At 45.0% G+C, this 26,493-nt stretch carries 20 protein-coding genes and 1 pseudogene; 3 read left to right on the top strand and 18 right to left on the bottom strand.

Annotated features, from left to right (window positions below):
* Positions 1-20: 20 nt before the first annotated feature.
* The 6 genes from speD to B3F51_RS03630 all read right to left on the bottom strand — a co-directional run bounded on the left by speD (position 21) and on the right by B3F51_RS03630 (position 10,133).
* Positions 21-815: an adenosylmethionine decarboxylase gene (gene speD / locus B3F51_RS03655; RefSeq protein ID WP_070370929.1), complete on the bottom strand. Its 795-nt coding sequence runs from the start codon at positions 813-815 to the stop codon at positions 21-23.
* Between the two features lie 544 nt (positions 816-1,359).
* Positions 1,360-4,647, bottom strand: coding sequence for a response regulator (locus B3F51_RS03650; RefSeq protein WP_286945527.1), 3,288 nt, complete (start codon positions 4,645-4,647; stop codon positions 1,360-1,362).
* A 34-nt stretch (positions 4,648-4,681) separates the two neighbouring features.
* A complete protein-coding gene (locus tag B3F51_RS03645) occupies positions 4,682-5,803 on the bottom strand; it encodes an HD-GYP domain-containing protein (protein WP_148638157.1) in 1,122 nt (373 codons plus the stop codon).
* Positions 5,804-5,944: 141 nt separating this feature from the next.
* Positions 5,945-6,613, bottom strand: coding sequence for a potassium channel family protein (locus tag B3F51_RS03640; RefSeq protein ID WP_070370923.1), 669 nt, complete (start codon positions 6,611-6,613; stop codon positions 5,945-5,947).
* Between the two features lie 16 nt (positions 6,614-6,629).
* Positions 6,630-7,280, bottom strand: coding sequence for a potassium channel family protein (locus B3F51_RS03635; RefSeq protein WP_070370922.1), 651 nt, complete (start codon positions 7,278-7,280; stop codon positions 6,630-6,632).
* Positions 7,281-10,133, bottom strand: coding sequence for a cation-translocating P-type ATPase (locus B3F51_RS03630; protein ID WP_286945524.1), 2,853 nt, complete (start codon positions 10,131-10,133; stop codon positions 7,281-7,283).
* 355 nt (positions 10,134-10,488) lie between these two features.
* Between B3F51_RS03630 and B3F51_RS03625 the strand changes: the two genes are divergently transcribed.
* Positions 10,489-11,655: a Fic family protein gene (locus B3F51_RS03625; RefSeq protein WP_286945522.1), complete on the top strand. Its 1,167-nt coding sequence runs from the start codon at positions 10,489-10,491 to the stop codon at positions 11,653-11,655.
* Positions 11,656-11,740: 85 nt separating this feature from the next.
* Here the strand turns inward: B3F51_RS03625 and B3F51_RS03620 are convergent.
* From B3F51_RS03620 to B3F51_RS03595, 6 genes and pseudogenes are all read right to left on the bottom strand, one after another.
* A pseudogene (locus tag B3F51_RS03620) lies at positions 11,741-12,133 on the bottom strand (methyl-accepting chemotaxis protein); the annotation flags it as partial.
* Positions 12,039-12,758, bottom strand: coding sequence for a hypothetical protein (locus B3F51_RS03615; protein ID WP_286945521.1), 720 nt, complete (start codon positions 12,756-12,758; stop codon positions 12,039-12,041). The gene B3F51_RS03615 and the pseudogene B3F51_RS03620, both read right to left, overlap by 95 nt.
* A gap of 343 nt (positions 12,759-13,101) precedes the next feature.
* On the bottom strand, positions 13,102-15,258 hold the full coding sequence (locus tag B3F51_RS03610; RefSeq protein WP_286945519.1) for a HelD family protein: 2,157 nt from the start codon (positions 15,256-15,258) through the stop codon (positions 13,102-13,104).
* Positions 15,259-15,539: 281 nt separating this feature from the next.
* On the bottom strand, positions 15,540-16,517 hold the full coding sequence (locus B3F51_RS03605) for a uroporphyrinogen decarboxylase family protein (RefSeq protein ID WP_070370916.1): 978 nt from the start codon (positions 16,515-16,517) through the stop codon (positions 15,540-15,542).
* Between the two features lie 54 nt (positions 16,518-16,571).
* Positions 16,572-17,201, bottom strand: a complete 630-nt coding sequence (locus B3F51_RS03600) for a corrinoid protein (RefSeq protein ID WP_148638161.1) — start codon at positions 17,199-17,201, stop codon at positions 16,572-16,574.
* Between the two features lie 169 nt (positions 17,202-17,370).
* Positions 17,371-18,168 (bottom strand): methyltetrahydrofolate cobalamin methyltransferase, encoded by a 798-nt coding sequence (locus B3F51_RS03595; RefSeq protein ID WP_070370914.1) that lies wholly within the window; start codon positions 18,166-18,168, stop codon positions 17,371-17,373.
* A 319-nt stretch (positions 18,169-18,487) separates the two neighbouring features.
* Here B3F51_RS03595 and B3F51_RS03590 point away from each other — a divergent pair, with 319 nt between their 5' ends.
* The gene (locus tag B3F51_RS03590) at positions 18,488-19,147 is read left to right on the top strand and encodes a TetR/AcrR family transcriptional regulator (protein WP_070370913.1); all 660 of its coding nucleotides are present in this window, start codon (positions 18,488-18,490) and stop codon (positions 19,145-19,147) included.
* Positions 19,148-19,250: 103 nt separating this feature from the next.
* Here the strand turns inward: B3F51_RS03590 and B3F51_RS03585 are convergent, their stop codons facing one another.
* The 6 genes from B3F51_RS03585 to B3F51_RS03560 form a co-directional block, all read right to left on the bottom strand.
* Positions 19,251-20,297 (bottom strand): DMT family transporter, encoded by a 1,047-nt coding sequence (locus tag B3F51_RS03585; protein ID WP_228880391.1) that lies wholly within the window; start codon positions 20,295-20,297, stop codon positions 19,251-19,253.
* A gap of 100 nt (positions 20,298-20,397) precedes the next feature.
* Complete coding sequence (locus tag B3F51_RS03580; protein ID WP_286945517.1) at positions 20,398-20,832, bottom strand: hypothetical protein; 435 nt, start codon at positions 20,830-20,832, stop codon at positions 20,398-20,400.
* A gap of 12 nt (positions 20,833-20,844) precedes the next feature.
* Positions 20,845-21,666 (bottom strand): metal ABC transporter permease, encoded by an 822-nt coding sequence (locus B3F51_RS03575; RefSeq protein ID WP_286945516.1) that lies wholly within the window; start codon positions 21,664-21,666, stop codon positions 20,845-20,847.
* On the bottom strand, positions 21,663-22,364 hold the full coding sequence (locus tag B3F51_RS03570) for a metal ABC transporter ATP-binding protein (protein WP_070370909.1): 702 nt from the start codon (positions 22,362-22,364) through the stop codon (positions 21,663-21,665). The genes B3F51_RS03575 and B3F51_RS03570 overlap by 4 nt, the downstream gene beginning before the upstream one ends.
* On the bottom strand, positions 22,361-23,359 hold the full coding sequence (locus B3F51_RS03565; RefSeq protein ID WP_286945515.1) for a metal ABC transporter substrate-binding protein: 999 nt from the start codon (positions 23,357-23,359) through the stop codon (positions 22,361-22,363). The genes B3F51_RS03570 and B3F51_RS03565 overlap by 4 nt, the downstream gene beginning before the upstream one ends.
* Positions 23,356-23,790, bottom strand: a complete 435-nt coding sequence (locus B3F51_RS03560) for a Fur family transcriptional regulator (protein WP_070370907.1) — start codon at positions 23,788-23,790, stop codon at positions 23,356-23,358. Before B3F51_RS03560 ends, B3F51_RS03565 begins: the two co-directional genes overlap by 4 nt.
* A 218-nt stretch (positions 23,791-24,008) precedes the next feature.
* Between B3F51_RS03560 and B3F51_RS03555 the strand changes: the two genes are divergently transcribed.
* Positions 24,009-26,462, top strand: a complete 2,454-nt coding sequence (locus B3F51_RS03555) for an HD domain-containing phosphohydrolase (protein WP_286945513.1) — start codon at positions 24,009-24,011, stop codon at positions 26,460-26,462.
* Positions 26,463-26,493: the final 31 nt, after the last annotated feature.

The raw sequence follows: 26,493 nt of genomic DNA, 5'->3' as shown, positions 1-26,493 counted from the left end.
TCCCAAATTAATACACGTCATTAATAGACATTACTGCCGCTGAAGATTTCGATCATTTCGCGGCGCAGGTTTTCAGTGATCTGCAGCCGGGTGCGGGGCGGCAGCTCATAGGCATCGGTATTGAACAGATAATTCTGGAGGGTAATTTCTTTTAACAACATCTTGGTATGAAAAAGATTGGATTGATAAACATTAATATCAATGGCATCATATTCCTTGAGGGTTTTGTCATCGATATAATCCTGAATCGAGGTGATTTTATGATCCATAAACAGTTTTTTGCCACTGACATCCCGGGTAAAGCCCCGAACCCGATAATCCATGGTTATAATGTCCGAGTCAAAGCTGCCAATCAGAAAATCCAGGGTGCTCAGCGGCGTAATTTCGCCGCAGGTGGCCACATCGATGTCGACCCGAAAGGTGGCAATGGAAGTATCCGGATGATATTCGGGATAAGTATGAACCGTCACATGACTTTTGTCCAGATGAGCCACCACCGTATCCCCCTGAAAGTTATTCTTTTCAATATTTTCTTCCCGGTATTCCCGCAAAAATGTTTCTTCGGCAATTAAAAAGGTGACACTGGCCCCCTGAGGATCGTAATCCTGCTTGGACACATTGAGTACCCGGGCGCCGATCATCTCGGTGACATGATATAAGATGTTGGTTAAGCGATCCGAGTTATACTGCTCATCAATATAGGCAATATAGTCCCGCTGCTCCCGTTCACTCTTGGCATAGCATACATCATAAATGTTAAAACTTAACGATTTTGTTAGATTGTTAAAGCCATTCAACTTTAATTTATTATCCATAATCCACCCCGTTTCCAATTTTATCGTGATTGTGCTCTACTTCTAAAAAACAAAAAACTCAAGTGATCCTTCAGCATCTGCTGTTCATCCACTTGAGTTTATTTCTACTGATTCGCTATTGACACGGGCAGCATACGTGCACCGTCTATCCATGATCCCAAACGTAGAAATTAGAGTCTATATAGCAAGAACTTACTTTTACTACTCTTATTGATTGTTTCACAAGTGTGATGTGCAAAACTGCACACGGTTTTAAGTAACCAACTTATAAAATTTGAGCTGCTGCTCAATCAATAAGGCAACGAAAGTTGCCAATCGGCATTTGACCTAGCTGTCCGTATGGCATTCAATTTCTTTTCCCGGGTTAAACCGATCAAGAAATGGTCAAAAGAATTCTTTGCTGCATCCATAAATCCTGCTTATGAACGCACTAAATAGACATCAATCTATTTCTATCATTCGTTTCGAATTGTACTATAAAAGGTTATGAAAATCAAGAAATATTTGTAAATTTAACCGGTTTCCAACATAATCCTTAGTCACTTTAAAGGCTTTTAAAAAATTCCTGAAGTACTGCCGAAGACGATCGCAATGTTTCCAGGGCTTCCCGATAATCAAATTCATGAATCTGTCGTTCCAGTTCAAAGCCAGCATTTCCCAGAGTAAGAATCAGTTGGTCTTTGTGTTCTTCAAATAAGTCATAGGCCTCTGTATCGTTATTTTCAAGCAAAACCGCCAACTGGCTCAGAATCCCATCGACCTGATCCCTATTATCAACACCTTCTTTAATCCTTTCAGGCGCATAACCTGCTTTTGGCAGAGCCTCGACAAAACTGCTTAACGCATTAACAAAGTTATCAATTTGTTTTTCGAACTGCGCTTTTCCTGATCCAATCCGGACTGCCTGCTCCAGATCAGCGGCCAGCTCCTGAATTTTGATGGCGCCCAGATTTCCGGCCACCCCCTTGATTGAGTGAACCGTCTGCAAAATACTCGGGTAGTTTTCGGCGGCATTCTGACTTACAATATAATCGGTATCGGCCTGACACTTCTGCGCAAACTGTTGGATCAGTCGCAAATAAACGGAGGCATCACCGCCAAGAATTCGCAATCCGGTTTCCACATTCAATCCATCTACCTGCCGCAGAATTTTTAACTGATTTTGTATATCCGGCGACACAATTGCTTGCCTGACCAGGTCTTTTTCCGTATGACTTCGGGGTTTATCTTTATGCTCCGATTGAACGCTTCGAACTGGTAACCACTTGATCAGACTCTTGTATAAAATCTCCGGTTCCACTGGTTTGACCAGGTGATCATTCATCCCTGCTTTGATGCATTTTTTCCGGTCTTCTTCAAAGGCATTGGCGGTCATCGCCAAAATGGGAATCGCTTCCCAACCCGGCAAACTTCTGATCTTTGTTGTTGCCGACAAACCATCCATAACCGGCATCTGAACATCCATCAGGATTAAATCAAACTTTTTCTGAGTAATCCGATCAATTGCCTCCTGGCCATTTTCAGCCAGTTCGATTTTGAAGTTAAAGGGCTCAAAAAGCTGCCTGACAATTTCCTGATTAATCTGGTTGTCTTCAACAATCAGGATATGTGCGGGTTGATAGTGCTTTAAACGCGTCTCCAGATCATTGAGGGATGAAGGTATTTGAGCATCCAGATTGTCATCCAGCAATTCCATTAATGCGTCATTGAGCGTTGAGGGTGTCATTGGTTTGACAAGAATCCGGCTGATTCCGGCCCGCCGAGCTTCTTCAGCAGAAATCTGGTTGCCATATCCGGTGATCAGATAGACCTCTGGGCGGGTCTTCAGTTCCAGTGATTGCAGCATCAGCGCCGTGTCAATCCCATCCATCTCCGGCATTTTCAAATCCATCAATACCAGACGATAGGGCACCGTCATCTGGTCAGCTTTCTTCACCGCTGCCAGCCCTTCATTTCCCGAATTAACCGCATCACACTGAATTCCAAAATCAGCAAGCATACTAATCACCAACTCCCGGGCCTCCTGCATATCATCAATTACCAGAACCCGCATTGTTTCTGAAGACGCGATATTGATTCTATTTTTAGGAAGTGCCGTTGATTTTTCAAATGGCAACTCAAACCAAAACCGGCTTCCCAACCCCAGTTCACTATGAACCCCAATGTCACCACCTAAAAAGTTCACCAACCGGGAACTGATTGCCAGTCCCAGGCCAGTTCCCCCATAGAGACGGGTCATCGATTCATCTGCCTGGACAAAATCCTGAAAAAGTTTATTGATCTGATTTTTTGACATCCCGATTCCGGTATCACAAACCTCAAAGCGCAAGCGAATTTGTTTGTGATCCTGATTAATGATTCGAGCCACAATTTTGATGCTTCCTTTTTCGGTAAACTTCACGGCATTGCTCATTAAATTAAGTAGTATTTGGCCAAAACGAACTGAATCGCCTTGTAAAACCGTCGGAATATGATCCACATCCACCAGTATATTCAGATTTTTTTTTGCCGCTTCATCCGCTAAAAGATTACAAACCCGGTCAATTTCCCGGGTGGGTTCAAAATCATGGGCGTCCAGCTGCATCTTTCCGGCTTCTATTTTCGAAAGATCCAGCACATCATTTATGATATGAAGCAAGTGATTCGCCGCTTCTGTCAGCTTATCAAGCTGTTCCTCCTGGCGCATGGTCAGTGGATCCCGTCGGATCAGATGGGAAAGACCAATGATCGCATTCATGGGGGTTCGAATTTCATGGCTCATATTGGACAAGAATGCGCTTTTGGCCTGGTTAGCGGCTTCTGCATCGAGCTTTGCTTTTTCCAAATCAGTGGTTCTGGAAATAACCATTTCCTCAAGATGCTTTTGGTAATTCTCAAGTTCTTTTAGGTAGTTCATCTTTTCAGTCACATCTGCAACGGTACCCCAACTGGCAACCGGATTTCCCTGCTGATCATGCTCAAATTCCGATCGTTCTTCCACCCAACGAATTTGATCACCAGCAACAATCCGATGAAGCACAGTAAATGGTTGACCCTCCACCGATTTTTTCGTCCAGTTCTCAATAATATTTTTGCGATCATCCGGATAAACAAACCCCATATATGATTCGAACGTTTGTGGTGTTCCTATTTCGACACCAAAAATTCGATAGGTTTCATCAGACCAGGTCAGACAATTTGTTTCAATATCAAAATGCCAATGACCTGTTTTTGAAACCTGCTGAGCCCGATTTAAAAACGCTTCATTTTTCCGCAATGCTTGGGTTATCGCCATTCGCTCCCGGTTTAAAAAGGCCGTTCCGATTTGATCGGCGATATGACAGCCGAATGTGATTTCATCACTTCCCCACTCGTGTTTTCGATTGACATACATAAATCCAATGGAGCCAATCGCCTTTCCATTACATAAAATACTGCAAACCAGTAGTGTCGTTCCCCCCAAGGGTTTCATATACGCCTGCCAATAATCCTTCTCCTGGGGTTCAACCGACTTGTTATCAATAATCATGTATCTGTTTTTAATCAGATACTCAAAGGTCAGGGGTTGATCGGCTCGATTCATGGTCATTTTTTTGCTGTGGGTTTGCTCTTTTTTTACATAAAGATCGAGACATTCCATCATTGTCATTTCATTATTATATTGCCAGATTGACACCCGATCCGCTTCCAGTCGATTGCCCAAAAGTTCCGTTATTTCTTCTGAAAAACCTTCAATATCGCCATTGATCCCTGACTCCATCTGGCTGATTTCCCTAATCAGTTCCGTATGGAGATACAATTGATCAATAATTTTCTCTCGTTGATCCAACCCGGTATTTGCTTGATCTGCCATCTGACTCCCCCCTTCTGGTTCCGCCGTACTTCTATTATTCTCTCGGCTGTCCCTGGCTCATAACCTGTATAAAAGACTCAACTTCGGCTTCAAAAGCTTCTACCACATCCGGATCAAACTGCAACCCTTTCTGTTCCAGAATATAGTCAACCACCGCATCCACACGCCAGGCTTTTTTGTATGGCCGTACCGTGGTAAGGGCATCAAAAACATCAGCCAAAGCCATAATCCGGGCAGACAGCGGGATTTCATCACCATACAATTCTTCCGGATAACCTTTGCCATCCCATCGTTCATGATGATAATTCATAATTTTTTCAGCCTCTTCCAAAAAGGATAAGGCGGTTACTTCACCCATTTTGTTTTCTGCCTGGTTACCCGACAGGGTTTTATTGATTGCCAGTCGAATGGCATTGCCGCCGATTTTACAGTGATTTTTCATCACCTCATATTCCTCATTGTTAAGCTTCCCCGGCTTTAATAAAATGGCGTCAGGAATCCCGATCTTGCCAATATCGTGGAGGGGTGCTGCCTTAACAATCCGTTCGATGACTTCTGCATTTAAGTGATTTTCAAACCGCTTATGCTTCTGCAAACGCTCAGCGATAATCCTAACGTAATTCTGGGTTCGCATAACATGATTGGCTGTATCATTGTCCCGGGTTTCAACCAATTCCGCAAAGACATTCAAGGTCGTATCCTGGATCAGCTGATTTTCCACCATCCGTCGCTTAACCTCGGCCTCCAGCCATTCATTCTGGTTTTTAAGCCGATCTCTGGCATGTTTGAGTTCCAGATGCGCATTGACTCTGGCTAACACAATCCCCGGACGAAAGGGCTTGGTGATGTAATCAACCGCACCCAAATAAAACCCCTTTTCTTCGTCAATCAGACTATCCAGGGCAGTAATATAAATGACCGGAATTCCCTGATTATCTGGGTCTTTGCGTAATTCCGAAAGGGTCTCGTAGCCGTCCATTCCTGGCATAATGATATCCATCAGAATTAAATCTGGCTGAATTCCCTTTTTAACCGAATCAAGCAACTCCGCTCCAGATTTATAAGCCCGAATCAAAAAAGAGGGACTCAGTAGTTTTTTTAAGATCATTAAATTGATGGGTTCATCATCGACAATTGCGATTTCATCCTTTTTCATACTTCCCTCTCAAAATTTATCATTAACCAATCGGTTTTTGTATGTTTGTACCCCCAATGATCAAAATAAATCAAAAAAACCTGATACAACACCCGAATAAATCACCCAACCTCAATGTGCTACCAAAAGGACGTCACCGTTTTAGTGGTCTGGTCCTAAAATTTTGGCCAGATCCTGAAGATCCGCCGCATGAATGATTGCCAACACCTCATCAGCAGGCAATAGCCGGGTATCCCCATGAGGAATCAGCAACTGACCGTTTCTGATAATGGCCACCAACACCGATTCGGTGGGCAAACCAAGCTCCCTAACCATCTTTCCCACTGCCCGGGATGACGGATGAACCTTTTCTTCAACCAACGAAAACTGTCCCTGGTTGAGTTTAAGTAAGGTCATCATATCCCCCACTGACATTTCTTCAGCCACCAGCGTCGCCATCAACTCAGCCTGGTTCAACGCCACATCCACGCCCATTTCCGGAGTGAACAGCCAGGCATTTTTGGGATTTTTGATCCGGGCCAGAATCCTTGGCACCTGATATTCCAGTCGGGCAATAGTGGCCGCCACCAGATTGATCTCATCGGCACCGGTTACCACTGCCAGCACATCCGCCGAACGGATTCCAGCGGCTTCCAGCACCTCGGGGTCGGTGCCACTTCCTGATATCAGCACTTCTTTGGGCAGATCACATGCCAGCCGTTCCAATTGATGGGTTCTGATTTCGATCAGCTTAACCTGATGACCGCCGCCTTGCAACAGTGAAGTCAGATAAGCCCCCACCTTTCCACCACCTACGATTATTACGTTCATGATCGGCTCCTCTTTTCTATCCTAATCCCAACAGCGATTTTAGCCGTTCGCCGGATGCCGTAGCCACTGCCAGATGGACCAGATCCCGGTCTTCAAACACCGTACTAATCACCGGAATAATCGAGCGATTGCCGCGACTGATTGAAACCACGCTGACTTCGCCAGGAATTGTCAGCTCACCAACCCGACGTCCGACCAACAAGGCCGGGATCTCGATTTCCATTATATCCACATCTCCATTGCCGATGCTCATCGCCACATTAACCGGGGCGAAGCTCAGCAGATCCGCCACCCGATTGACGCCCCAGGACATCGGATCGAAGACCTGCAGTCCCAAACGCCGATAAATTTCGGCTTTCCGGGGTTCATGAAGCGCTGAAACCACTCGCGGAACCCCAAAAATCTGACTGGCGATTCGGGCGGTGAGCGCATTGGCCTCGTCGTTGGAAGTGACAGCAGCCAGCGAGTCCGTCCGCTTTATCCCGGCGGTAAGCAGCACCTCCCGATCAAACCCCACGCCAGCGATAGTTTTTCCTTTGAATCCGGTGCTCAGATGTTTAAACGTCAGCGGCTCCTGATCGATCACAATGATCTCATTGTCACCTTGACTTAACTTCATGGCTAAACCGGAACCGATTCGGCCGCAGCCGACGATAATGATTTTCATTTAGCTCTCCCCTTTCATAACTTCTGTTTTTTTCTGTAACCGGCGCCGATCCCAATATCTCAGGAATGCTTTGCGAAGTTCATCAATCAGAATCACTATCGGTACCCACATAAACAAATATGCCCACTCAATCAGACCGATTGGAGCGGTATTAAAGATCGCATGCAAAAATGGGGTATAGACCAGAATCGAAAAGACCGTCAGTTCACAAACAATCCCAATTAAAATCATATGGTTACTGAACAGCCCCACCTTAAAGACCGAAGCCCGTTCGGTTCGGCAATTAAAGACAATCCCGATTTGCGTTACCACAATGGCTCCCAAGGTCATGGTGGTGGCCATCCGGTAAATCTCCCCTGAATCTGCCATTGGTACCCCCGGCCAGCCATTTTGCCAATACAGAAAGAAAAAGGCTGACATCGCAATGGCACCTTCCATAATCCCATAGAATAAAAACGCACGGATCAACAGGGGGCGATTGAGCAAATGTTCTTTTCGGGAGCGAGGTGGCCGCTGCATGACGCCTTCCTCGGGGAGTTCAACCCCCAGAGCAATCGCCGGAATCATATCCGTGCCCAGATCCACCGCCAGAATCTGCATCACCGTCAGTGGCAGTGGGATCTGACCTTTAGCGAATAAAAATACAATAAACGGTACCGCCTCCGGTACATTACTGTTTAAAATATAGGTCGCAAATTTGCGGATATTATTATAGACCCCCCGACCTTCTTCCACCGCATTGACAATCGAGGCGAAATTGTCGTCGGTGAGAATCATATCGGCGGCTTCCTTTGCCACATCGGTTCCGGATATCCCCATGGCAATACCAATGTCGGCTTTTTTAAGGGCTGGCGAATCATTGACCCCATCCCCAGTGACTGCCACCACATTGCCCATTTCCTGAAGGGCGGAAACAACCCGCAGTTTTTGTTCTGGGGCCACCCGGGCAAAAATAATTTCCTCGGACAAGGCCTTTTTAAGATCGGCGTCATTGATTTCATCCAACTCAACACCGGTGACAATCCGGGGCTGTGCGCCATGAATAATGCCAATCCGCCGGGCAATGCTTTCGGCCGTCAAGCCATAATCCCCGGTAATCATAATAATTTTTATCCCGGCCTGATGACATTTTTTTACTGCTGCTGCCACTTCCACCCGAGGTGGATCAGCCATCACAGTCAGGCCTAAAAAAGTCATATTATTTTCAATCAGCTCCGGAGTATAATCACTAAGGCGCTCCGGCAAACCCATGTCCATGGTTAACCTTCGCATTGCCACCGCCAAGACCCGGAGTCCTTTGCGGGCATAGTCGTCATTGGCTACCATGATTTTTTTGCGGATCTCCCCATCCATTGCCACCGCTTCGCCATCGTTAAGATAGTGGCTGCACAAATCCAGCACTTCTTTGGGTGCCCCCTTGATATAGGCCATCTTTTCCAGACCTGAACGATCTCCAGCAACCTTGTGGATCGTCGTCATCCGCTTGCGCTGGGATTCAAAGGGTAGCTCCCGGAGCCGAGGGCTAAATTTCAGTTCCTGATCCAGATCAATTTTCCCCTTCCGGGCGGCCACCACCAGTGCCGCCTCGGTGGGATCCCCCAGAATATTCCAATGATTGATTTCCGGGGATGGCGGTAATAAGCGGGAATTATTACAAAAACTGGCCGCTACCAATAAGGTGCGCATGTCGCTGTTTTCGGCCAGCGAAATCGGAACATCGCCTGAGAGCATTTCACCTTCCGGGGCATAGCCAACCCCGGTTACCTTAATCTGCTGATTGACCATCCAGCAGTCGCTGACCGTCATTTCATTCTGGGTTAGAGTTCCGGTTTTATCGGTGCAGATCACTGTGGTGCAGCCCAGCGTTTCAACAGCCGATAGGCGCTTGATCAGGGCGTTGCGTTTGGCCATCCGTTTGACGCCCATGGCCAGGGATAAGGTCACGGTTGGCAGCAGTCCCTCGGGGATAAAGGCGACAATCATCCCCATGGCAAAAATAAAGCTTTCGGTCACATTGACATGGGCCAACAACACTGCCAGCACAAAAAAGATGACCCCCATACTGATCGCCATGGCTGAAACCAGTCGGGTAATCCGTCCCATTTCAATCTGTAGCGGACTGGGTACCTCAACCATGTTCTGGGTCAAATCGGCAATTTTTCCGAACTCGGTAGTCATTCCAGTGGCAAAAACCACTGCCTTACAAACCCCTGAAGCGGCATTGGTTCCGGCAAAAATTAGATTGGGCTGCTCCGCACGCCCCAGATCGGTACGATGTCCAACATCCCTGGTTTTGTGGGCCGGATGCGATTCCCCGGTCAGAATCGATTGATCGGCTCTAAAGTCATTATCCTCCACCAGACGACTGTCGGCTGAAATCCGGTCACCCTCAGCCAGAATAATCAGATCCCCGGGAACCAGCTCCTCCGCCAGAATTTTGACTTCTTTGCCGTCCCGGATTACCCGGGCATAGGTCGGCAACAGTTGACCCAGCGCTTCCACCGCTTTTTCTGCCTGAAACTCCTGCCAGAAGCTGAACAGTCCATTAATCAGATTGACCAGCCAAATCGCAATGGCCAATTGGGGCAACTGGGCAACCAGAGCAACCACGCCGCCAATCCATAAAAGAATGGCCATCAGGTGCGTAAAATTGGCCAGAAATTTCCAGATCAGCGGCTTGCCCTTCTTTTTTTGAATGCTGTTCTCACCATAATGGGCCAGTCGTGCGGCCGCTTCGTCAGAGCTCAAGCCTTGCCCACTTGTTTTTAGTGCAACGTACACATCCGCAACGGATAAGCTCTCAATGGGTTTTTCTGGAACCGCTCCCATCGATTCGTAATCAGTCTGCTGCATCGTCAATCACCCTCTTTTTAATTATATTCGACAATTTTTCTCGGGAAAAATCGGTCTTTATTTTTGTATACCCATGCCTCCGGCTATCCAATCAATTTTTCGCATTTTCATGCTGGCTCTATCCTAATTATATTTTTGGTACTTTCTATCCCATCAGTTATATATTGCAATGAGATTACCGACGTGAAAGCCATAAAAAGTAAATGAGAAGATAAAACAGAATGAACAATCGTAATTAATAATAACCAGAAAAATTTTTAATCTTAACACCTTGACGAAATTGTGCTGATCTCATATACTGATACTAATTGATACTAATTGATACTAATTTGTATCAATGAAAGGTGGCTAACCGATGGACGCAACCATTTTTACTACAATGCTTACGGATCGCAGCATGACCGATTTAAAAAAAATGCAGCACAAATATTCCCCAGAACAGGTTGCCGAATTTATTTCGATCGTAAAGACGTTTTTTTATAAAAAAATTCCCCTTCCGGATTTTAACCAAAATCCGCTGGTCTATCTTGAAAGCCACACCCAGATCAGTCTCAATACGCCCAAAACTCTGCTAGCGAAACGGCCGGAAGGTGAGCCTTACAGTTATCAGGCGATGATCGATGAAATTCAGTCATCCCTAATGATAGAAAATATTCAAACTTCCCGGGAAAGCATCCGTCATATTTTAAACGGCTATGCCCCCCAGAATAAAACCGACAGCCAACTCTTTGGAATGAAGAGAGGCATGGATTTTATCAGCGATCCGACCAATCGGATTACCGAAGCGTCCATTCACCAGCTTTATCAGATGGCGATCGGCAATTATCTGGAAGATGAAGATAAACTGCTGCCCGACTCTTACTATCGTCATGACGCTGTCTATCTGGTTGGCGATAAGATCGAACATCAAGGCCTTTCTGCCGAGCAGCTGCCGAAATACATGACAGAACTGGTCAAATTTATTAACAGCGATCCCATGAATGATCTGCTCAAAGCCATTGTCATCCATTTTTATCTGGCCTATTTACACCCTTATTTCGATGGAAACGGCCGAATGGCCAGACTGATGCAGTTGTGGTATCTCGTTAGCTGCGGGTATGCTGCGACAATGTTTACTCCCTTTTCGAACCATATTGAAGCCAGTAAAAATAAGTATTATCGGGCTTTTTCTCTGGTCGAGGCGAATGCCAAAATCAGTGGACTACTCGATATCACACCGTTTTTTGACTATTTTATTGAGAATGTTTATGCCCACCTGTCCTCTAATGAACCAGTGCAAGGGCGGTATCTGGAAACCTATGAAAAATTATTGTCGGAAGGCCGCATCACGGAAAAGGAAAACGATCTGTTTCGCTTTGTGCTGACTGCCTATGGACAAGATGAATTTTCAACCAAACAGCTGGAAAAAGATTTCCGGAAGGCCGCCTATGCGACCATCCGCAGTTTTGTTCTGAAATTCAGCGCTCTGGGGCTCTTAAAAAGCCAAAAATATGGCAACCGCAACCGCTACCGTTTACCATGAGCAAGCCTAAAGGCTCATTTGGGACACATATGATTTTTTCCAATCTGCCCACAGGTATTTTTTCGCAAGCTTTCCGCACATCATCTTACTGATTTCGCAACTCAAACAGCCCAATGCTCTGTTTCAGCAGCTCGGCCTGACCGGACAATTCCTCACTAGCTGCCGCACTTTCCTCGGCGGTGGCGGAGTTCTGCGAAACAACCTGGGCGACCTGATCGATGCCCGTATTGATCTGGGCGATCCCGGTGGCCTGTTCATTGGTGGCATGGGCAATATTGCCAGTGATCGCCGTGACTTTTTCAATGCCGTCCACAATCTCATTGAGGGCTCTGGCGGTATCGTCGGCAATTTTTGTGCCTTCCCGGACGTTGGTGATGGAGCCTTCAATCAGCCCCGTTGTCTGTTTCGCCGCTTCGGCACTGCGGGCCGCCAGAGTGCGCACTTCTTCGGCCACTACGGCAAAGCCTTTCACATGCTGCAACCACTTCGTTGGGCTTACGGCGCATATCCAACGAAAGTCCTTTAAACCCCCGTAGATAATCAAAGATATAATCAAGTGGGGGATAAGCAAAACCACCGACCATAATCGGCATTTGAAATTCGGTTTTGAGTTTTTCAGTCAATTGACCCTGAACCATTCCTTTTACCTTCCAGTGATCGACCAGCGATTTAATGGCGGCATATTTCTCTTCAGTTGTTCCGGCCAGTTTTTTCGCTTTTCTGGGCAGCATTTTGTTAAAAATATAGCCTTCCGGATCGGCAATCAATTCCGGATATTCATCCGCCTCCATAGGGCTGATCTCTTTGTGCTGAATGGTTACCCCATCTTCCGAAATAAAATGACTTTCACTGCCAATGCATTTCGCACTTTTGGCATCAAAAACATTGCCGGCTGTAAAAATGATATCTGAATAAAGATCTTTGTGAATACTGCTGTAGTACTCAATTTCTTTTTCAGGATGATCCGCCATTTCCTGAATGCTTCCTCCGGCGTAATGTACTGCGTAGGTTCCAATCATTGATAAAATTGGCACCTTGTCTGGTTCCTGATGATTCACCGTTGTTCTGATCCGATTAATTTTTTCCTGGTAGCTATCGCCCATTTGTTTCCTCCATTTAGTTAGATTTCATTCGTTTGATTCTTGTCTTGAATCGAGATGATGACGCTGTAAACTCCTGGCACAGGCCTCATGAATGTTTATCGATTTCATTTATATCTGCATATTAACAAATTGTGTGGGGATCAAACTACCTTTTAAAACGTATTCACCGTATTTTTTTTGTAAATATTAACTGATTTAAGATTAGGTATATTAGCAGCAAAAAAACGGCTGCTGTCGAGCTCATCAACTCGCCAGCAGCCGTTTTATTTATGCTAAAACATTATCAAATTATTCGAGCTCAACTCAAAATGACCGCACATCTACCGCTTTAGTCTTCTTTTGCTTATCGATCTTTAAGCAGGGGGCTCGGTTGACCTTCCCACAGCAGATACAACCGATGCAGGGCCCGGGTACAGCTGATATAAAGCAGCCGCTGGTCTGCCTCACTCTGATAATTGGCCTGGTTGACATCACAAATAAACACCGCATCAAACTCCAGCCCTTTGGACAGATACACCGGCATGATCGAGACCTCCTCAATCTCCGCCACCGTTTCATGGCGAATCAGATTGACTTGCATTTTTTTTGATAAGGCATCAAAAAGCACGGTGGTGTTTTTCTGGGTTTTTAAAATCAGCCCGATTGATTGGTAGCCTTCTTGTTTGCACTGATCGATCGCTTCCGTAAGCCGGTCAACCAGCTCCACAAAATTGGGCACCCCCAGCAACACCGGTTCTGCGCCACTACGGTTAAAACTCTCCACCGGAATCTCATCATCAATAAATTTCTTGCTGAAACGCAAAATTTCGCTGGTACAGCGATAACTTTTGTTCATTGTCACCAGGGCATTTTTCTTGCGGTTTAAACGCTTTGTGATCTGCTGATAAAAGCTGAGATCTTCACTTTTTTGCAGAGTCTGGTTGATATCTCCCAAAATAGTGAGCTTGGATTTTAAAAACAAGCGGTTAATAATTTCATAATGAAGGGGATAATAATCCTGGCCTTCATCGATGATCACCTGTTTGATGGTGCTGTATTCTTTGGCCCCAAATAACCGTAAGCTTAAGTAACCCAAGGCTAAGGCATCATCATAGTTCAGGTTTTTATGAGCCAGATTGCGTTTGGTTCCCGCCAGAATTTTATTGATGCCGTCCGGCAGCTTAATCCCGGTAGCCAGTTTAAAAAAGTTGCGCTCGCTTTCATAAAGCTGTTGATACAGATAAAATGTGTCAATTTCGGTAAAGCGCATCATTTCACAGCGCAGCGAACTTTTAAGGGGACGGCGCCATTTTTGATAGACTTTTTCATTAATGGCTTCTTCCAGATAACCCAGTTTGATTTTTAAGGGCGTATCCGGATTGATTTGCAGGCGGCTGATTATTTCAGTTCGGGTAAAAATCGTTTCACCTTTATAGCTTATATCCCGGATGTTCATAAAACGCTCGGGGATTTCGGCGATAAAGCGATCAAGAATTGTGATAAAATCGGCTGAGCCTTTAAAGGCCATGCTGTCTTTTTTTAACCCACTCTGCGAACCATTTGATAAGACCCGTTCCAGAAAGATATTTTTGGTTTCAAATTTTCTGTCGATCAGATCTTTGAGAATTTGGTCAAAGATAACCGTTCGAACATTTTCTTCACCCAGCTCGGGAATCACATTCGCGATGTACTGCTCAAAGAGTTTATGCGGCGAAATGATCAAAATTTCCCGACCCTCCAGCCGGTCTGACAATCCCTGATACATCAGATAGGCCGCCCGATGCAGGGCAATCGACGTTTTACCACTGCCCGCCACGCCTTGAACAATCAACAGGTCATTTTCCATATCCCGAATAACCAGATCCTGATCCCGCTGGATCGATTCCACAATGGTTTTCATTTTGGGCGAGGTATTGTGCGATAACAGTTTTCGGAGAAAATCATCAAAAACCTGCAGATCCGCATCAAAAAAGTACTCCAGTTGGCCATCCTTTATTTCAAATTGTCGTTTTAACAGCAGTTTGCCCTCAATCCGGCCAACCGGTGCATCATAATAGGCATTCCCCGGCGCAAAACGGTAAAAAACGCTGGCAACCGGTGACCGCCAATCATGAATAAGCAGTTTATAGACATTTTCTTTTTTAAGCGAATGGTGGCCAATATAGATTTGCTCGGTATGATCCCCCTCACTGAAGCAAAAGTCAATGCGGGCAAAATAGGGTGATTCCAGAATATTTTGGAGTTTTTTAATCTTGACTTCAGTAAATTCATAAATGGCCGTTCGTTCGGTCACCGGATTCATCGCCTGACTTAGCTCAACCAGTGCTTCAAAGCCATCAGAGCCCCAGAGATTACCAATACTATGGGAGGTGTTTTCACGTATTTCTTTTTTTGCCGCCTGAATCATTTCCCGGTTTTTATCATTCGCATTGATCGCATCATCCAACTGAAGTCTGGCCTCTGCCATGGTTTCCTCCAGTTTTTCTTCTTCAATAGACCAATCATTTTGTTTTTCGTTCATCTCAATACCCCTTTTTCATGAATCGGCAATGCTCATGCAGCAGCTTCGATTGGTAGTTTACCATAATTGGGCTATTTAGAACAGTCTTGTAGTTTTTGGGGTTCCATGCTATCATATAAGTGAAGAAAAGTTGTCTACTGAGAAAGTGCCGTAGACTTTTCTCGATCACAGTCCCAAGCGATGGTGGCAAGCCTGTTGGTTTTGCCAAGCCAACATTGAGTGAAAAAATTAACCCCTGGATCGCCAATCTAAATACGATCCAGGGGTTTTTATACGCTTATTTAAAACTCTTCCTTGCTCATTTCATCGATGCATTCATCGATGTAAGCAATCACGCCTTCAAAGTTTTCAATTGGCAGACCGGATGTCTGGCAGGGAATGAAATATTTATGGCCGTTGGCTTTACAGGTTTCTTCCACCTGTTTTTTAACCACTTCTTTTTCCCAGCCGGGATAATCAACGGTACCGCTATGAAGACCGCCCATAAAGGTGATCTTTTCGCCGTATTTTTCAATCAGTTCAGGAATATTATTGGTGTTCATGACCCCCTGCCAGATATCAATACCCACTTCGATCATATAAGGCACTAAATTAGCTGCGTAAGAGTCACTGTGGTGGATAATCAGTTCCACCCCATTGTCTTTATAGAACTGATAGATTTTTTTGTACGATGGTACAAAGAATTCTTCAAACATTTCTGGTGAGATGAATGATGAAATCTGGCTACCCCAGTCATCATGATGGAGGATTGCTTCTGGCTTTAATTTTTCCATCATGACGGCAGCAAATTCCAGTTCATATTCAGTCAGATAGTCAATCAGTTCCTGCATCGCTTCAGGCTCTTCGTAAAGCGCCATCAGGGCATTTTCCATACCCATTAAATGATGGGTCATTTCAAAAATTCCTGGTGCAAAGAATGCTGTGGCAAATTTTTCTTTACGGTCAACGGCATTGGCATGGGCAATGGCTGGCGCCCAGGCTTCGTCGGAGGTGGCAATTGCTGGTTTTTTAACCACACTTTTCCATTCGGTAATATCCTGAATGACTGCTAGGCCATCATGGTGAACTGGGAACATTCCCAATTGTCCTTCTGGCCATTGCCAGGTAATCCCCCAATGATCCTTCCATGTCTGACCATAGTTAAATTCCAGACCCAGTGGTACTTCCATGATCAGATCAATGAATTCGTATTGCTTGACAAAACGATCCGGGTTGCCACCCTTCATTGTTTCCAGTAAATTTTCTCTGATTGTTAACATTATTTCTCCTTTATATGCTATATTCAGCAAATCCTAAATAAATGTGTGTTTTAATTAAGCGCCAATTAGTTCTTTGGCTTTAGCTGCGGAGCTGCCAGCATCTGGAGCATAACCATCAGCACCGATTTCATCCGCGTATTCCTGAGTAACTGGCGCACCACCAACGATAACCTTCATGTCCGGATAAGCTGCTTTAATGGTTTGGACTGCCTCTTTTAAAGCAGGCATGGTCGTTGTTAACAAACCGGAACAAGCAACCAGAACCACGTTGTTATTTTCTTTTACGGCTTCAACAAACTTATCTGCTGGCACATCAACGCCCAGATCAACCATATCAAATCCGGCACTTTCCAACATCATCACAACCAGGTTTTTGCCGATATCGTGAAGGTCTCCAGCAACGGTTCCCATAATGCAGGTCCCCAGTGAGCTGGATCCATCGCCGGCCATGACTGGTTTTAATACTTCTACACCTTTAGACATCGCTTTGGCAGCAATTAACATTTCCGGAACAAAGATTTCGCCGGATGAGAATTTATCGCCAACTACACCCATGGAAGCGATCATCGCATCCAGAATATCCTGTGCTTTATCACCAGCATCCAGGGCTTCCTGAACGGCTGCAGCAACTTTTTTTGATTTACCAGTTTCGACCAATACTTTTACATCTTCAATTTTTGACATCTTCAATTTCTCCTTTGATTTTTGATTTAATTTATTTACTTTTATTTAAACCACCCGGAACCTGTGTGAGTGCCGGATTTTTTGTTAACTTATCTAAATAACCGCTTATTGCTTTGCTATCGGTTTACGAAATTGTTTGGCGTAAACCGGAGCAAGTCAACGGCTGTTTTTATTTTACGAAAATACCTTCCCGGAAGGCACCAATATATTCCATGCAATATTCATCTTCGCCCATCATCGCTTCAGTGGCAAAGAGCATTCCCATCATGTCCTTGTTCAGGGGATCGAGAATAAAGCTGTCCATGCCAGCACTCATAGCCAGAACAGCAAAGGCCTGATTGGCAATCCGACGGGCTGGTAAATTGAAGGAAATATTGCTGACAGCGCCGGTGACATGAATGGTTGGATATTGCTTTTTAATTTCCCGGATGACTTCAGTAACCATGGTAATACCATCTTCCGAAGTACACAGCATTTCAATCAAGGGATCAATATGCATGCGAGAAGGGTCAATGTTATATTCCTTACATTTTGCCATTAAGTCGGTGAACACTTCCAGCCGATCCTTGGCGGTTTTCGGGATACCCTTGTCACTGTTTAAAAGCGCAACGCATTCCCACTTGGTATCGGCCAACACCTTAAAGGCCACATCGACTTTGTCACCTTCTAATGATACTGAGTTGAACAGTCCTGGCTTATTGCAGTATTTCATCGATTCAATGCAAGTATAGACATTGGGGCTGTCCACCGCAATCGGTGTATCCACAGCATCCTGCACGATGTCGATTAACCATTTCATCGTTTCCAGTTCGATGTCATCATCCACCGAAGCACAGACATCGATAAAATCAGCTCCGGCTTCCGCCTGCTTGATGGCCAGATTCCGGATGAACTCAGCATCTTTTTCCGCAATTGCCTTCCCGGTTGAGGGAATGGCGCCGTTAATTTTTTCGCCAATAATAATCATTTTTTACTCCTTCTTTAACGTGCTGGTTTTTCGTAATCCGAAACCGATTTCACACGTTCTTAAAATTTCCCGGGTGATCAACGTTTACAACCCTATTATGATGCTTACCCTCTGCACGCTCACTGTCTGCTTTATTTTGCACCATTTCTTTTTTGATCCGTTTGAATTTAACCGGTAAAGTAATTGCAGTATAGTCTTATTTTTACGAATTGTCAATCATTATTTTACCGGTAAAGTTTTTTTCTTCACTTCTTAGTTTTGCCTTGATCTCCCCATGATTAAAGGCTACAATAAACGCATCAAGAAAAGAGAGACGCCGATGAAAAATCAAAAAGAAAACATCCTCCAGACTGCCACCAAACTTTTCTATGAGCAAGGCTATACGGCAACCTATCTGGATCAAATTGCAGATATCTGCAAAATTACCAAACCCTTAATTACTTATTATTTTAAATCAAAATCGAATTTAGCCCGGGAAGTGACTGAGAAATTTCTGATTGAGCATAAAAACAATGTGGCATTAAAACTTTATTTGGAATATTTTCGAGAAAGAGAAACCGATTTACAGGTGAGTACCGCAGTGGAAATTCGCTTATATGATCGGCTACACCTATGTGACCCTAATGTCATGCGCTTTGTTAAGGAGCACGCCGATGAAAAGCATGACGATACCTTTTCCCGAAGTGCTGTTCATCTTTATAAAATCCACGACCGCCACTATGGCTTGAAACTAAAACGCTGTCCCGATGAAATATCAATGATTGCCCGATCGGCCATGGCTTCCTCCTTAGCGGTTAAATTAGCTTATGCCAACGGTGAGTTTAACTGCTCCCTGGAAGAATGCCTGGATTACCTGACCAGCCTTCATTTTGTGCTAATGCACATTGAGGAAAACCGCATTGATGAAATCATTGCTGAAAGCAAACACATTTTACAATTAATCCCTTTTGAGATTAAACCTTATTTTCGGGTTGTCTAATTGGTTATTTATATCTCCCGCAAATAAAAAAAACTTAGCCATGGCTGCTAGTAGCAGAACGGCTAAGTTTTTTGTGCAATTTAATAACATTTATCCGGTAACTTTAATGCAAATGCCGATGATGCACATCCGGCAGATGGCAATGACTGTGAACCGTATTATTGTGGGTATGCTCATGACAATGCTCACCCTTAACCGGCGGATGATCGGCATGAAGATGGTGTTCATCATCATGGTTATGGCTGTGATCATGGGTCTCTTCAAGATGAGTGTGGGCATGTTCGTGATCTTCTGACAAAGCCAGCCAGGTTCCCAGAAGCATGATGGCCAGGGCCATTAAAAACGAAACCGTGATCGGTTCCTTAAGTACCAGCCAGGATATCAGAACCCCCATAAACGGAGCCGCCGCATAGTAGGCACTGGTTCTGGATGCTCCCAGTCCCCGCTGGGCTTTGACATAGAAAAAAATACTCAAACCATAAGCGACAAAGCCTAAGGCCATGGCCAGAATGATATCAATCAGTGAACCTGACAGGTCGCCCCAGATTGCGGCAATCAACAGCGCACCCAGCCCTGATCCAAAGCCTTTAAGGACAACCACCTGAACCGGATCTTTGATTGATAAATTCCGGGTGCAGTTATTCTCGAAACCCCAACAGATACACGCAAGAATTACAAAAACAGCCCCAATCGATAAGTTAATCGTCATCGCATCACTAATCGTCAGGATGATACTGGCCAGTGAAATAAAGCCAATGGCCATCCACATCCGTTTACCAATGGCTTCTTTAAAGAAAATCATGGCTATCACTGAGGTTGCGACAATCTCAAAATTGCCTAGCAAAGCAGCGGTGCTGGAATTGGTCAGATTGATTCCCAGTAATAGAAAAATCGGCGCTGCGATATCCAGTAAAATCATCAGCACCACTGAAGGCATTTCTTTTTTGGTAAGTCTGGCTTCTGCAGTTGCCGTCCGTCGGGTTTTATTTAGCAGAGTCAACACGGTCATTCCCAGCCCAGCCCCTAGATATAAAAGCGCTGCCAGAAACAAAGGATCAATTTCATTGAGCAGCAGCTTGGAAAAGGGCGCATTCATCCCAAACAGCAGCGCTGCCAAGATTGCATACACCACTGCAGTATTTTTCTTCATAAATGACCAAACCTCCGCTTCTGAGTTTTAGTGTTGTTTACCTTATTTTACCATAAAAATTTTACCCACTTCTAATTAATTTTCTAATCCTCAGATAAGCTTAATTCAAAACGGTTTCCTGCCCCCGCTCTGCTTTTATCTCAATCTGATCCAACCGCAGAACAATGGTTTCAAGTTCATTGTTATCCAGTTTCTCAACTTTTCCCGTCACCCGAATCCAGTCGTTTGGTACCGGTTTATCGCCTTCAAATAGAATCTCAAAACCGACTATCCCATCGTTAGCGCAGCACCCTGGACCATTGCGAATGACATAGGTGTGAACCTGATTGGTTTTCGGATCAGTATACTCGTAGTACATCCCTTCCAGAACAATGGTCTTGTTCATATATTCATCTGTGTTGATATACACATCGTTGCATTGCGTAATAAACATCCGCTCACTGATCTCAACCACTTCAGTAGCCTTGTCAGTAGCGCACCCGGTCAACAGGCTTGCAACTATCATCAGCATCAATAGCCATCCATATTTTTTCAATCACCGAACCTCCTAAAGTTTTTTCTTGAACAGACCAATGGCTGAAAAAATAGCAAACATCAGTAGATTAATGACCACCACGCTGGCGCCGGTGGGAAAAGAGAAAATAAAGGACAGGACAATTCCCGCCACAAAACAGATCACCGATAAAATGGCCGAGCTGATTACCACCTGCTTAAAGGTTTTAAACAAGCGCATTGACGTCAGGGCCGGAAAAATTATCAGACTGGAAATCAGCAGCGCTCCCATCATCCGCATCCCCACCACAATGGTCATCGCCGTTAACAGAGCTATCAGGGTGTTGTAGCGGCTGGCATTGGTACCGGTCGCCCGGGTAAAATTCTCATCGAAGGTAACGGCAAAAATTTTGTTATAAAACAACACATACAACACGATCACCACAATCGAAACCGCTACACTGAGAATAACATCGCTTTTGCTCATCGCCAGGATACTTCCAAACATATAATTGCAGGTATCGGTGTTCATTCCCGATGTATAGGAGATGATAATCACGCCAATGGCCAGCGAACTGCTGGAAATCAGGGCAATCGCCGCATCGCCTTTGATCCGGCTGTTTTCACTGATCCGTAACAGCACAAAGGCGGCCACCGCCACCACCGGAATGGCCACTTCCAGCGGCGACAGGTTTAACGCCATCGCCAGGGCCAGGGCCCCAAAACCGACATGAGACAAGCCATCTCCGATCATCGAATAGCGTTTTAAGACCAGACTGACACCCAGCAGGGCGGCACACAGAGAGACTAGAACCCCAACGATCAGGGCTCTGACCACAAAGGTGTACGATAGTAATTCAGTCAGCAATTCAATCATATCTTAGCCCCCATCATCCGCTGACACATCTCTGTTTTCAGGTAATCGGCGGTTGAACCAAAGAAGGCCGTTTCGGTTTTCATGTGCAGAATTTTGTTGCCATATTTGATGGCACTTTCCAGATCATGTGAAACCATCAAGACCGTAATCCCCTGGGTTTGATTAAGCCTTGCTACCAATTGATACAAATCGGCGGTCATCACCGGATCCAGACCGGAAACCGGCTCATCCAGCAACAGCAGTTTTTCGGTAGCACAGAGGGCCCGGGCCAGCAACACCCGCTGCTGCTGGCCGCCCGACAAGTCCCGATAGGATTTCTTTTGAATATCAGTGATATTAAGCTGCTTCATCTTATCAGCGGCCCGATCTTTTTCTGCCCGGGAATAAAACGGCAACAGCCCGCGCCGATTAAGGCAGCCGGAGATCACCACCTCGCCAACGCTGGCTGGAAAGTCCCGCTGAATCACTGTCTGTTGCGGTAGATAGCCGATTTCATTTGGCGCAATGCCGTTAAAGGTGATGCTGCCCTCCTGAGGTTTAATCAGTCCCAACAGACCTTTGACCAGGGTACTTTTTCCTGAACCGTTTTCGCCCACAATACAAAGATAGTCACCCTGCTCCAGATCAAAGCTGACCTTGTTCACGGCCCGTTGTCCATCATATCCGATGGTGACCCCTTCACAGGAAATTAGTTTCATTGGTTGGCCAACCCCTTTCGCAGGTTTTCGACATTTTGCTGCATAATTGAAACATAGGTTGCGCCAGCATCAAAATCGTCCTTTGTCACATTATGAACCGAATGAAGTTGCAGTAGCCCGGCTCCGGTTTGTTCGCTGATGGCTTTGGCAATATTTTGATTGCTGAGTTCGATATAATAAACATACTTAATATTATTCTCTTTGATGGTGTTCATCAGATAAGCCAAAGTGCCCGCACTGGCCTCGGTATCGGTGCTACAGCCCGGAAATGCGGCTTTATAGTCAAGCCCGAATTCGTCAACAAAGTACCGAAACGGAAAGCGATCACCAAAGACCAGCAGCTTATTGGGAGCGGCTGCCACAATCCCGGCAATTTCATCATCCACGGCCTGAATCTGAGCCGTATAGTCAGCGGCATTCTGGGTATAGACAGCAGCATTTTGGGGATCAATTTCAGCCAATGCCACAGCGATTTCATTGACCATTAAGATGGCATTTTTAGGCGAGGTCCAGATATGTTCGTCATACTCAATTTCTTCCTCAGCCGGTTCGGTTTTATTTTGAGTCGTTTTGGCGACCACTTCCTCTTCTTCAGCCTCCATCCCTTCCACCGTTTCCTCTTCAACCGGTTTAACCGCATCCATCAGCCGAATAATTTTCTTATTGCTGGTATCCATGGATTCCAGAATGGTGCTGACCCAGGCATCATTCTCGCCGCCAATGTAGATAAATACATCCGCTTCCTGAATTTTTATTATATCTGCCGGTGAAGGATCATAGGAATGAACTTCAGCAGCTGGTTTTACCAGCATCGTCAACTCAGCCTGACCCCCGGCAATCGCTCTGGCAAAATCATAGACGGGAAAAATAGTCGTGACAATGCTGATCTTTCCTGCACTCTCGGCGTTTTTTGCCGCTGTATTCTGGGCACAGCCGGTTACACCCACTGCCAAAACCAGTAGAACCATAAAAACAACAATCTTTTTTCGCATCATAATGCCTCCGTATGGTTTTTTTTATCTGAACAGCCTTTACATAAACCATAAAAAACTGTTTTGAATGAATTAATATCAAAGGCGTGGTGTTTCAACACATGGGTGTAGAGATCATTCATGTAGCCACATTCCAGATGAATCAGGGTTCCGCAATTTTCGCACTTCAGATGAAAATGCTCATGGCAATGGGCTTCATCGCCGATATACTGAAAACAGGCACTGGTTACTCCATCGATGATATATTTTTGCAGTTCGCCCTGTTCCACCAACTTGTCAAGATGTCGATAAATGGTTGTTACGCCCACCGGTGTGCCCTGCTTTTCTAAAAATTCGGCAATCATAGTGACAGTAATGTGCTGATTTTTTTTGGAAATCAAATACTTCAGGATTGTATCCTGTTGCTTTGTTTTGTAGTAAGACGGTTTTCCCATTTTTTCCCCCGCTTAAAATGAATTTGAAAATCATTTTCATATTACATCAAAATCCCACCGCTGTCAAAGCAATTTGAAAATCATTTTCATATTAGTATTTTTTAACGATCGCTGTTTCTTTTTATCAAATCGGGATATAATAATCATAAATAATCCTTTTTTAAAATGCGGGCATCTGTTGTTACACGTTATCCGTCTTCATCCGATGAGAGGCAACTATGAATATCGATCTGGCTACCATTGCCCTGATTTTAGTAATTTCCAGCGTCTTTCAGGCAATCTTTATCTTTTTTTTGTCGTCCAAATATCCCGGCGTTGATCACTTTGGAGCCAGCTGCTCCTTTTTTGCCCTAGGGTTTCTTTTTGTGATGCTTCAGGGCAGTAGCGATAACGGCCTGGTCACGGTTGTGATTGGAAACGCTTTGCTCCTACTGGCACTGATTTTTCAGTATCTGGGCTTGGTGAATTATTTAGATCTGCCGGAAAATAAATGGCTTCCATCCATTGTTTTCGGATTTTGTCTGGTCCTGCTTATCTATTTCGAGTTTGTATTTAACAGCATTTCGCTGCGCATCTTTTTTGTCTATTTATCCTTTGCTACGATTGCTCTGCTGATTGCCACCACCCTTTTTAATATCCGAAAGCCCCCCTTCCCCCGCCAAATTCCGCTGCTCTTTATGATGTATGCTGTCATGAGTGTTTTTTCCGGTTTTAGAGCCATTTTTGCTTTGTTTTCCGCTCCGATAAGTAATGCCCTGACGCCAACGATTTTTCAAATTCTTTCTTTTTCCGGAGCCTTTATTGTCAACATCATTGTGACCTTCACTTTTATTGTCATGAACAATGAACGGATGAGTGCCGATATTCGCAATGCCATGGAACAGTTTGAGCAAATCTTTAACCTCAGTCCTGATGCCAGCCTGATCACCAGTCTGCCCAACGGCAAAATTGTCAATTTCAATCTTGGCTTTTTAAATTTTACTGGCTTCACCCGGGAAGAAGTTGAAAACAAAAGTTTATTGGAGCTGAATCTTTACGAACAGCCCGCCGATCGTGAAAAGCTGCTCAAAGCCATCACCGACAATCAGTCTGTCGATGACTATGAATTGAATTTTCGCACAAAAAATAATGATATCCGCATCTGTTCCGTTTCTGCTAAAATTATCATCATGAACAACACCCCTCACATCATCAGCATTATTAACGATATCACTGAACGGAAGAAAGCTGAACTGGCCCTGATTAAAAGCGAAGAAAAATACCGTTTCCTGACTGAATTTGCCTCTGATGTTATTTGGCTTTTCAATCTTACCCATAACACATTTACCTACATGAGCCCCTCAATTTTTCAGTTGCGGGGTCTCACGCCCGAAGAAGCGATGGCCGAAAATCTGGCCGACTCGATGACGGCCGATTCCCTACAGCGGGTTCGGGCAAACCTCAAAAAAAATGTCCAAACCTTTATTGCCAACCCCAAAGCTCCCAATACCTACCTGATTGAAATCCAGCAGCCCTGCAAAGATGGCCGCCTGATCTGGGTTGAGGTTTCCACCAAATACCGCTACCATGCCAGTGGTGATATTGAGTTGGTGGGAGTCAGCCGCAATATTGACAAACGCAAAAAAGCCGAAGAAAAAGTGCTTTATTTAAGCTATCATGATCAGTTAACCGGACTCTACAATCGTCGTTTTTATGAAGAAGAGCTCCTCCGTCTGGATACCCTGCGAAACCTGCCAATTGCCCTGATTATGGCAGATGTCAACGGGCTCAAGCTGATTAATGATGCCTATGGCCACCAAATGGGGGACAAGATTTTAAAAGAATTTGCCCAGATCTTAAAAAGTGAATGCCGCCACGATGAAATTGCCTCACGGGTGGGCGGCGATGAGTTTGTGATCCTCTTTTCAAAAACTGACCGCACCAGCGTCGAAAATATAATCAAGCGACTTAATGCTGCGATCAGCAAGGTGCGAATTGACAACATCATCCTCTCTGTTTCGATGGGCTTTGCCATTAAAACCGATCCGCATGACGACCTGACCGATGTTTTTAAGCGAGCCGAAGATGCTATGTATCAGCATAAGCTGACCATCAGTCCCAGTATTAAAAAAGCCACGATTGAATTAATTGTCAACTCCATTTACGAACGCAACCACCAGGAAGTGATTCATTCCCAATTAGTCTGTGATTACTGCCAGGCCATTGGCCGGGAACTTGGCTTGGAAACAGAAGCGCTCAATCAGCTCGGCCTGGCTGGATTGCGTCATGATATTGGCGAAATTGCCATCGACGCTGCCATTTTAAACAAGTCTGAAAAACTCAGCGATGCCGAATGGGCTGAAATCAAGCGCCACCCTGAAATCGGCTACCACATTCTCCGTTCCGTCACTGAATTAGCTGAAATTGCCAAATTTGTGCTGGAGCACCATGAGCGCTGGGATGGTAAGGGCTATCCCAAAGGTCTGAAAGCCAATGAAATAACCTTACAGGGTCGGATCATTGCCATTGCCGATGCCTACTGCACAATGACCACCGAGCGGCCTTATTGCCGGGCCTTGACTGATGAAGAGGCGATCATCGAAATTAAAAAATGCGCCGGTCAGCAATTTGACGAACAGCTGGCCCGGACTTTTGTCGAAAAAGTGCTTAAGAAAGAATGGCCAAAAGCATAAAAAGCCAATTATAATGTACACGCTTGTCAAG

This window comes from Acetobacterium sp. UBA5834 (assembly GCF_002435675.1).
Lineage (GTDB): Bacteria > Bacillota > Clostridia > Eubacteriales > Eubacteriaceae > Acetobacterium > Acetobacterium wieringae.
The sequence above is the reverse complement of the archived record's forward strand: the minus strand, read 5'-3'. Positions and strand labels throughout refer to the sequence as shown.

What these genes read in the sequence shown, in the direction of transcription:
- speD (WP_070370929.1), bottom strand. Translation starts at nt 815, where the DNA reads ATGGATAATAAATTAAAGTTGAATGGCTTTAACAATCTAACAAAATCG.
- B3F51_RS03650 (WP_286945527.1), bottom strand. Translation starts at nt 4,647, where the DNA reads ATGGCAGATCAAGCAAATACCGGGTTGGATCAACGAGAGAAAATTATT.
- B3F51_RS03645 (WP_148638157.1), bottom strand. Translation starts at nt 5,803, where the DNA reads ATGAAAAAGGATGAAATCGCAATTGTCGATGATGAACCCATCAATTTA.
- B3F51_RS03640 (WP_070370923.1), bottom strand. Translation starts at nt 6,613, where the DNA reads ATGAACGTAATAATCGTAGGTGGTGGAAAGGTGGGGGCTTATCTGACT.
- B3F51_RS03635 (WP_070370922.1), bottom strand. Translation starts at nt 7,280, where the DNA reads ATGAAAATCATTATCGTCGGCTGCGGCCGAATCGGTTCCGGTTTAGCC.
- B3F51_RS03630 (WP_286945524.1), bottom strand. Translation starts at nt 10,133, where the DNA reads ATGCAGCAGACTGATTACGAATCGATGGGAGCGGTTCCAGAAAAACCC.
- B3F51_RS03625 (WP_286945522.1), top strand. Translation starts at nt 10,489, where the DNA reads ATGGACGCAACCATTTTTACTACAATGCTTACGGATCGCAGCATGACC.
- B3F51_RS03615 (WP_286945521.1), bottom strand. Translation starts at nt 12,758, where the DNA reads ATGGGCGATAGCTACCAGGAAAAAATTAATCGGATCAGAACAACGGTG.
- B3F51_RS03610 (WP_286945519.1), bottom strand. Translation starts at nt 15,258, where the DNA reads ATGAACGAAAAACAAAATGATTGGTCTATTGAAGAAGAAAAACTGGAG.
- B3F51_RS03605 (WP_070370916.1), bottom strand. Translation starts at nt 16,517, where the DNA reads ATGTTAACAATCAGAGAAAATTTACTGGAAACAATGAAGGGTGGCAAC.
- B3F51_RS03600 (WP_148638161.1), bottom strand. Translation starts at nt 17,201, where the DNA reads ATGTCAAAAATTGAAGATGTAAAAGTATTGGTCGAAACTGGTAAATCA.
- B3F51_RS03595 (WP_070370914.1), bottom strand. Translation starts at nt 18,168, where the DNA reads ATGATTATTATTGGCGAAAAAATTAACGGCGCCATTCCCTCAACCGGG.
- B3F51_RS03590 (WP_070370913.1), top strand. Translation starts at nt 18,488, where the DNA reads ATGAAAAATCAAAAAGAAAACATCCTCCAGACTGCCACCAAACTTTTC.
- B3F51_RS03585 (WP_228880391.1), bottom strand. Translation starts at nt 20,297, where the DNA reads ATGAAGAAAAATACTGCAGTGGTGTATGCAATCTTGGCAGCGCTGCTG.
- B3F51_RS03575 (WP_286945516.1), bottom strand. Translation starts at nt 21,666, where the DNA reads ATGATTGAATTGCTGACTGAATTACTATCGTACACCTTTGTGGTCAGA.
- B3F51_RS03570 (WP_070370909.1), bottom strand. Translation starts at nt 22,364, where the DNA reads ATGAAACTAATTTCCTGTGAAGGGGTCACCATCGGATATGATGGACAA.
- B3F51_RS03565 (WP_286945515.1), bottom strand. Translation starts at nt 23,359, where the DNA reads ATGATGCGAAAAAAGATTGTTGTTTTTATGGTTCTACTGGTTTTGGCA.
- B3F51_RS03560 (WP_070370907.1), bottom strand. Translation starts at nt 23,790, where the DNA reads ATGGGAAAACCGTCTTACTACAAAACAAAGCAACAGGATACAATCCTG.
- B3F51_RS03555 (WP_286945513.1), top strand. Translation starts at nt 24,009, where the DNA reads ATGAATATCGATCTGGCTACCATTGCCCTGATTTTAGTAATTTCCAGC.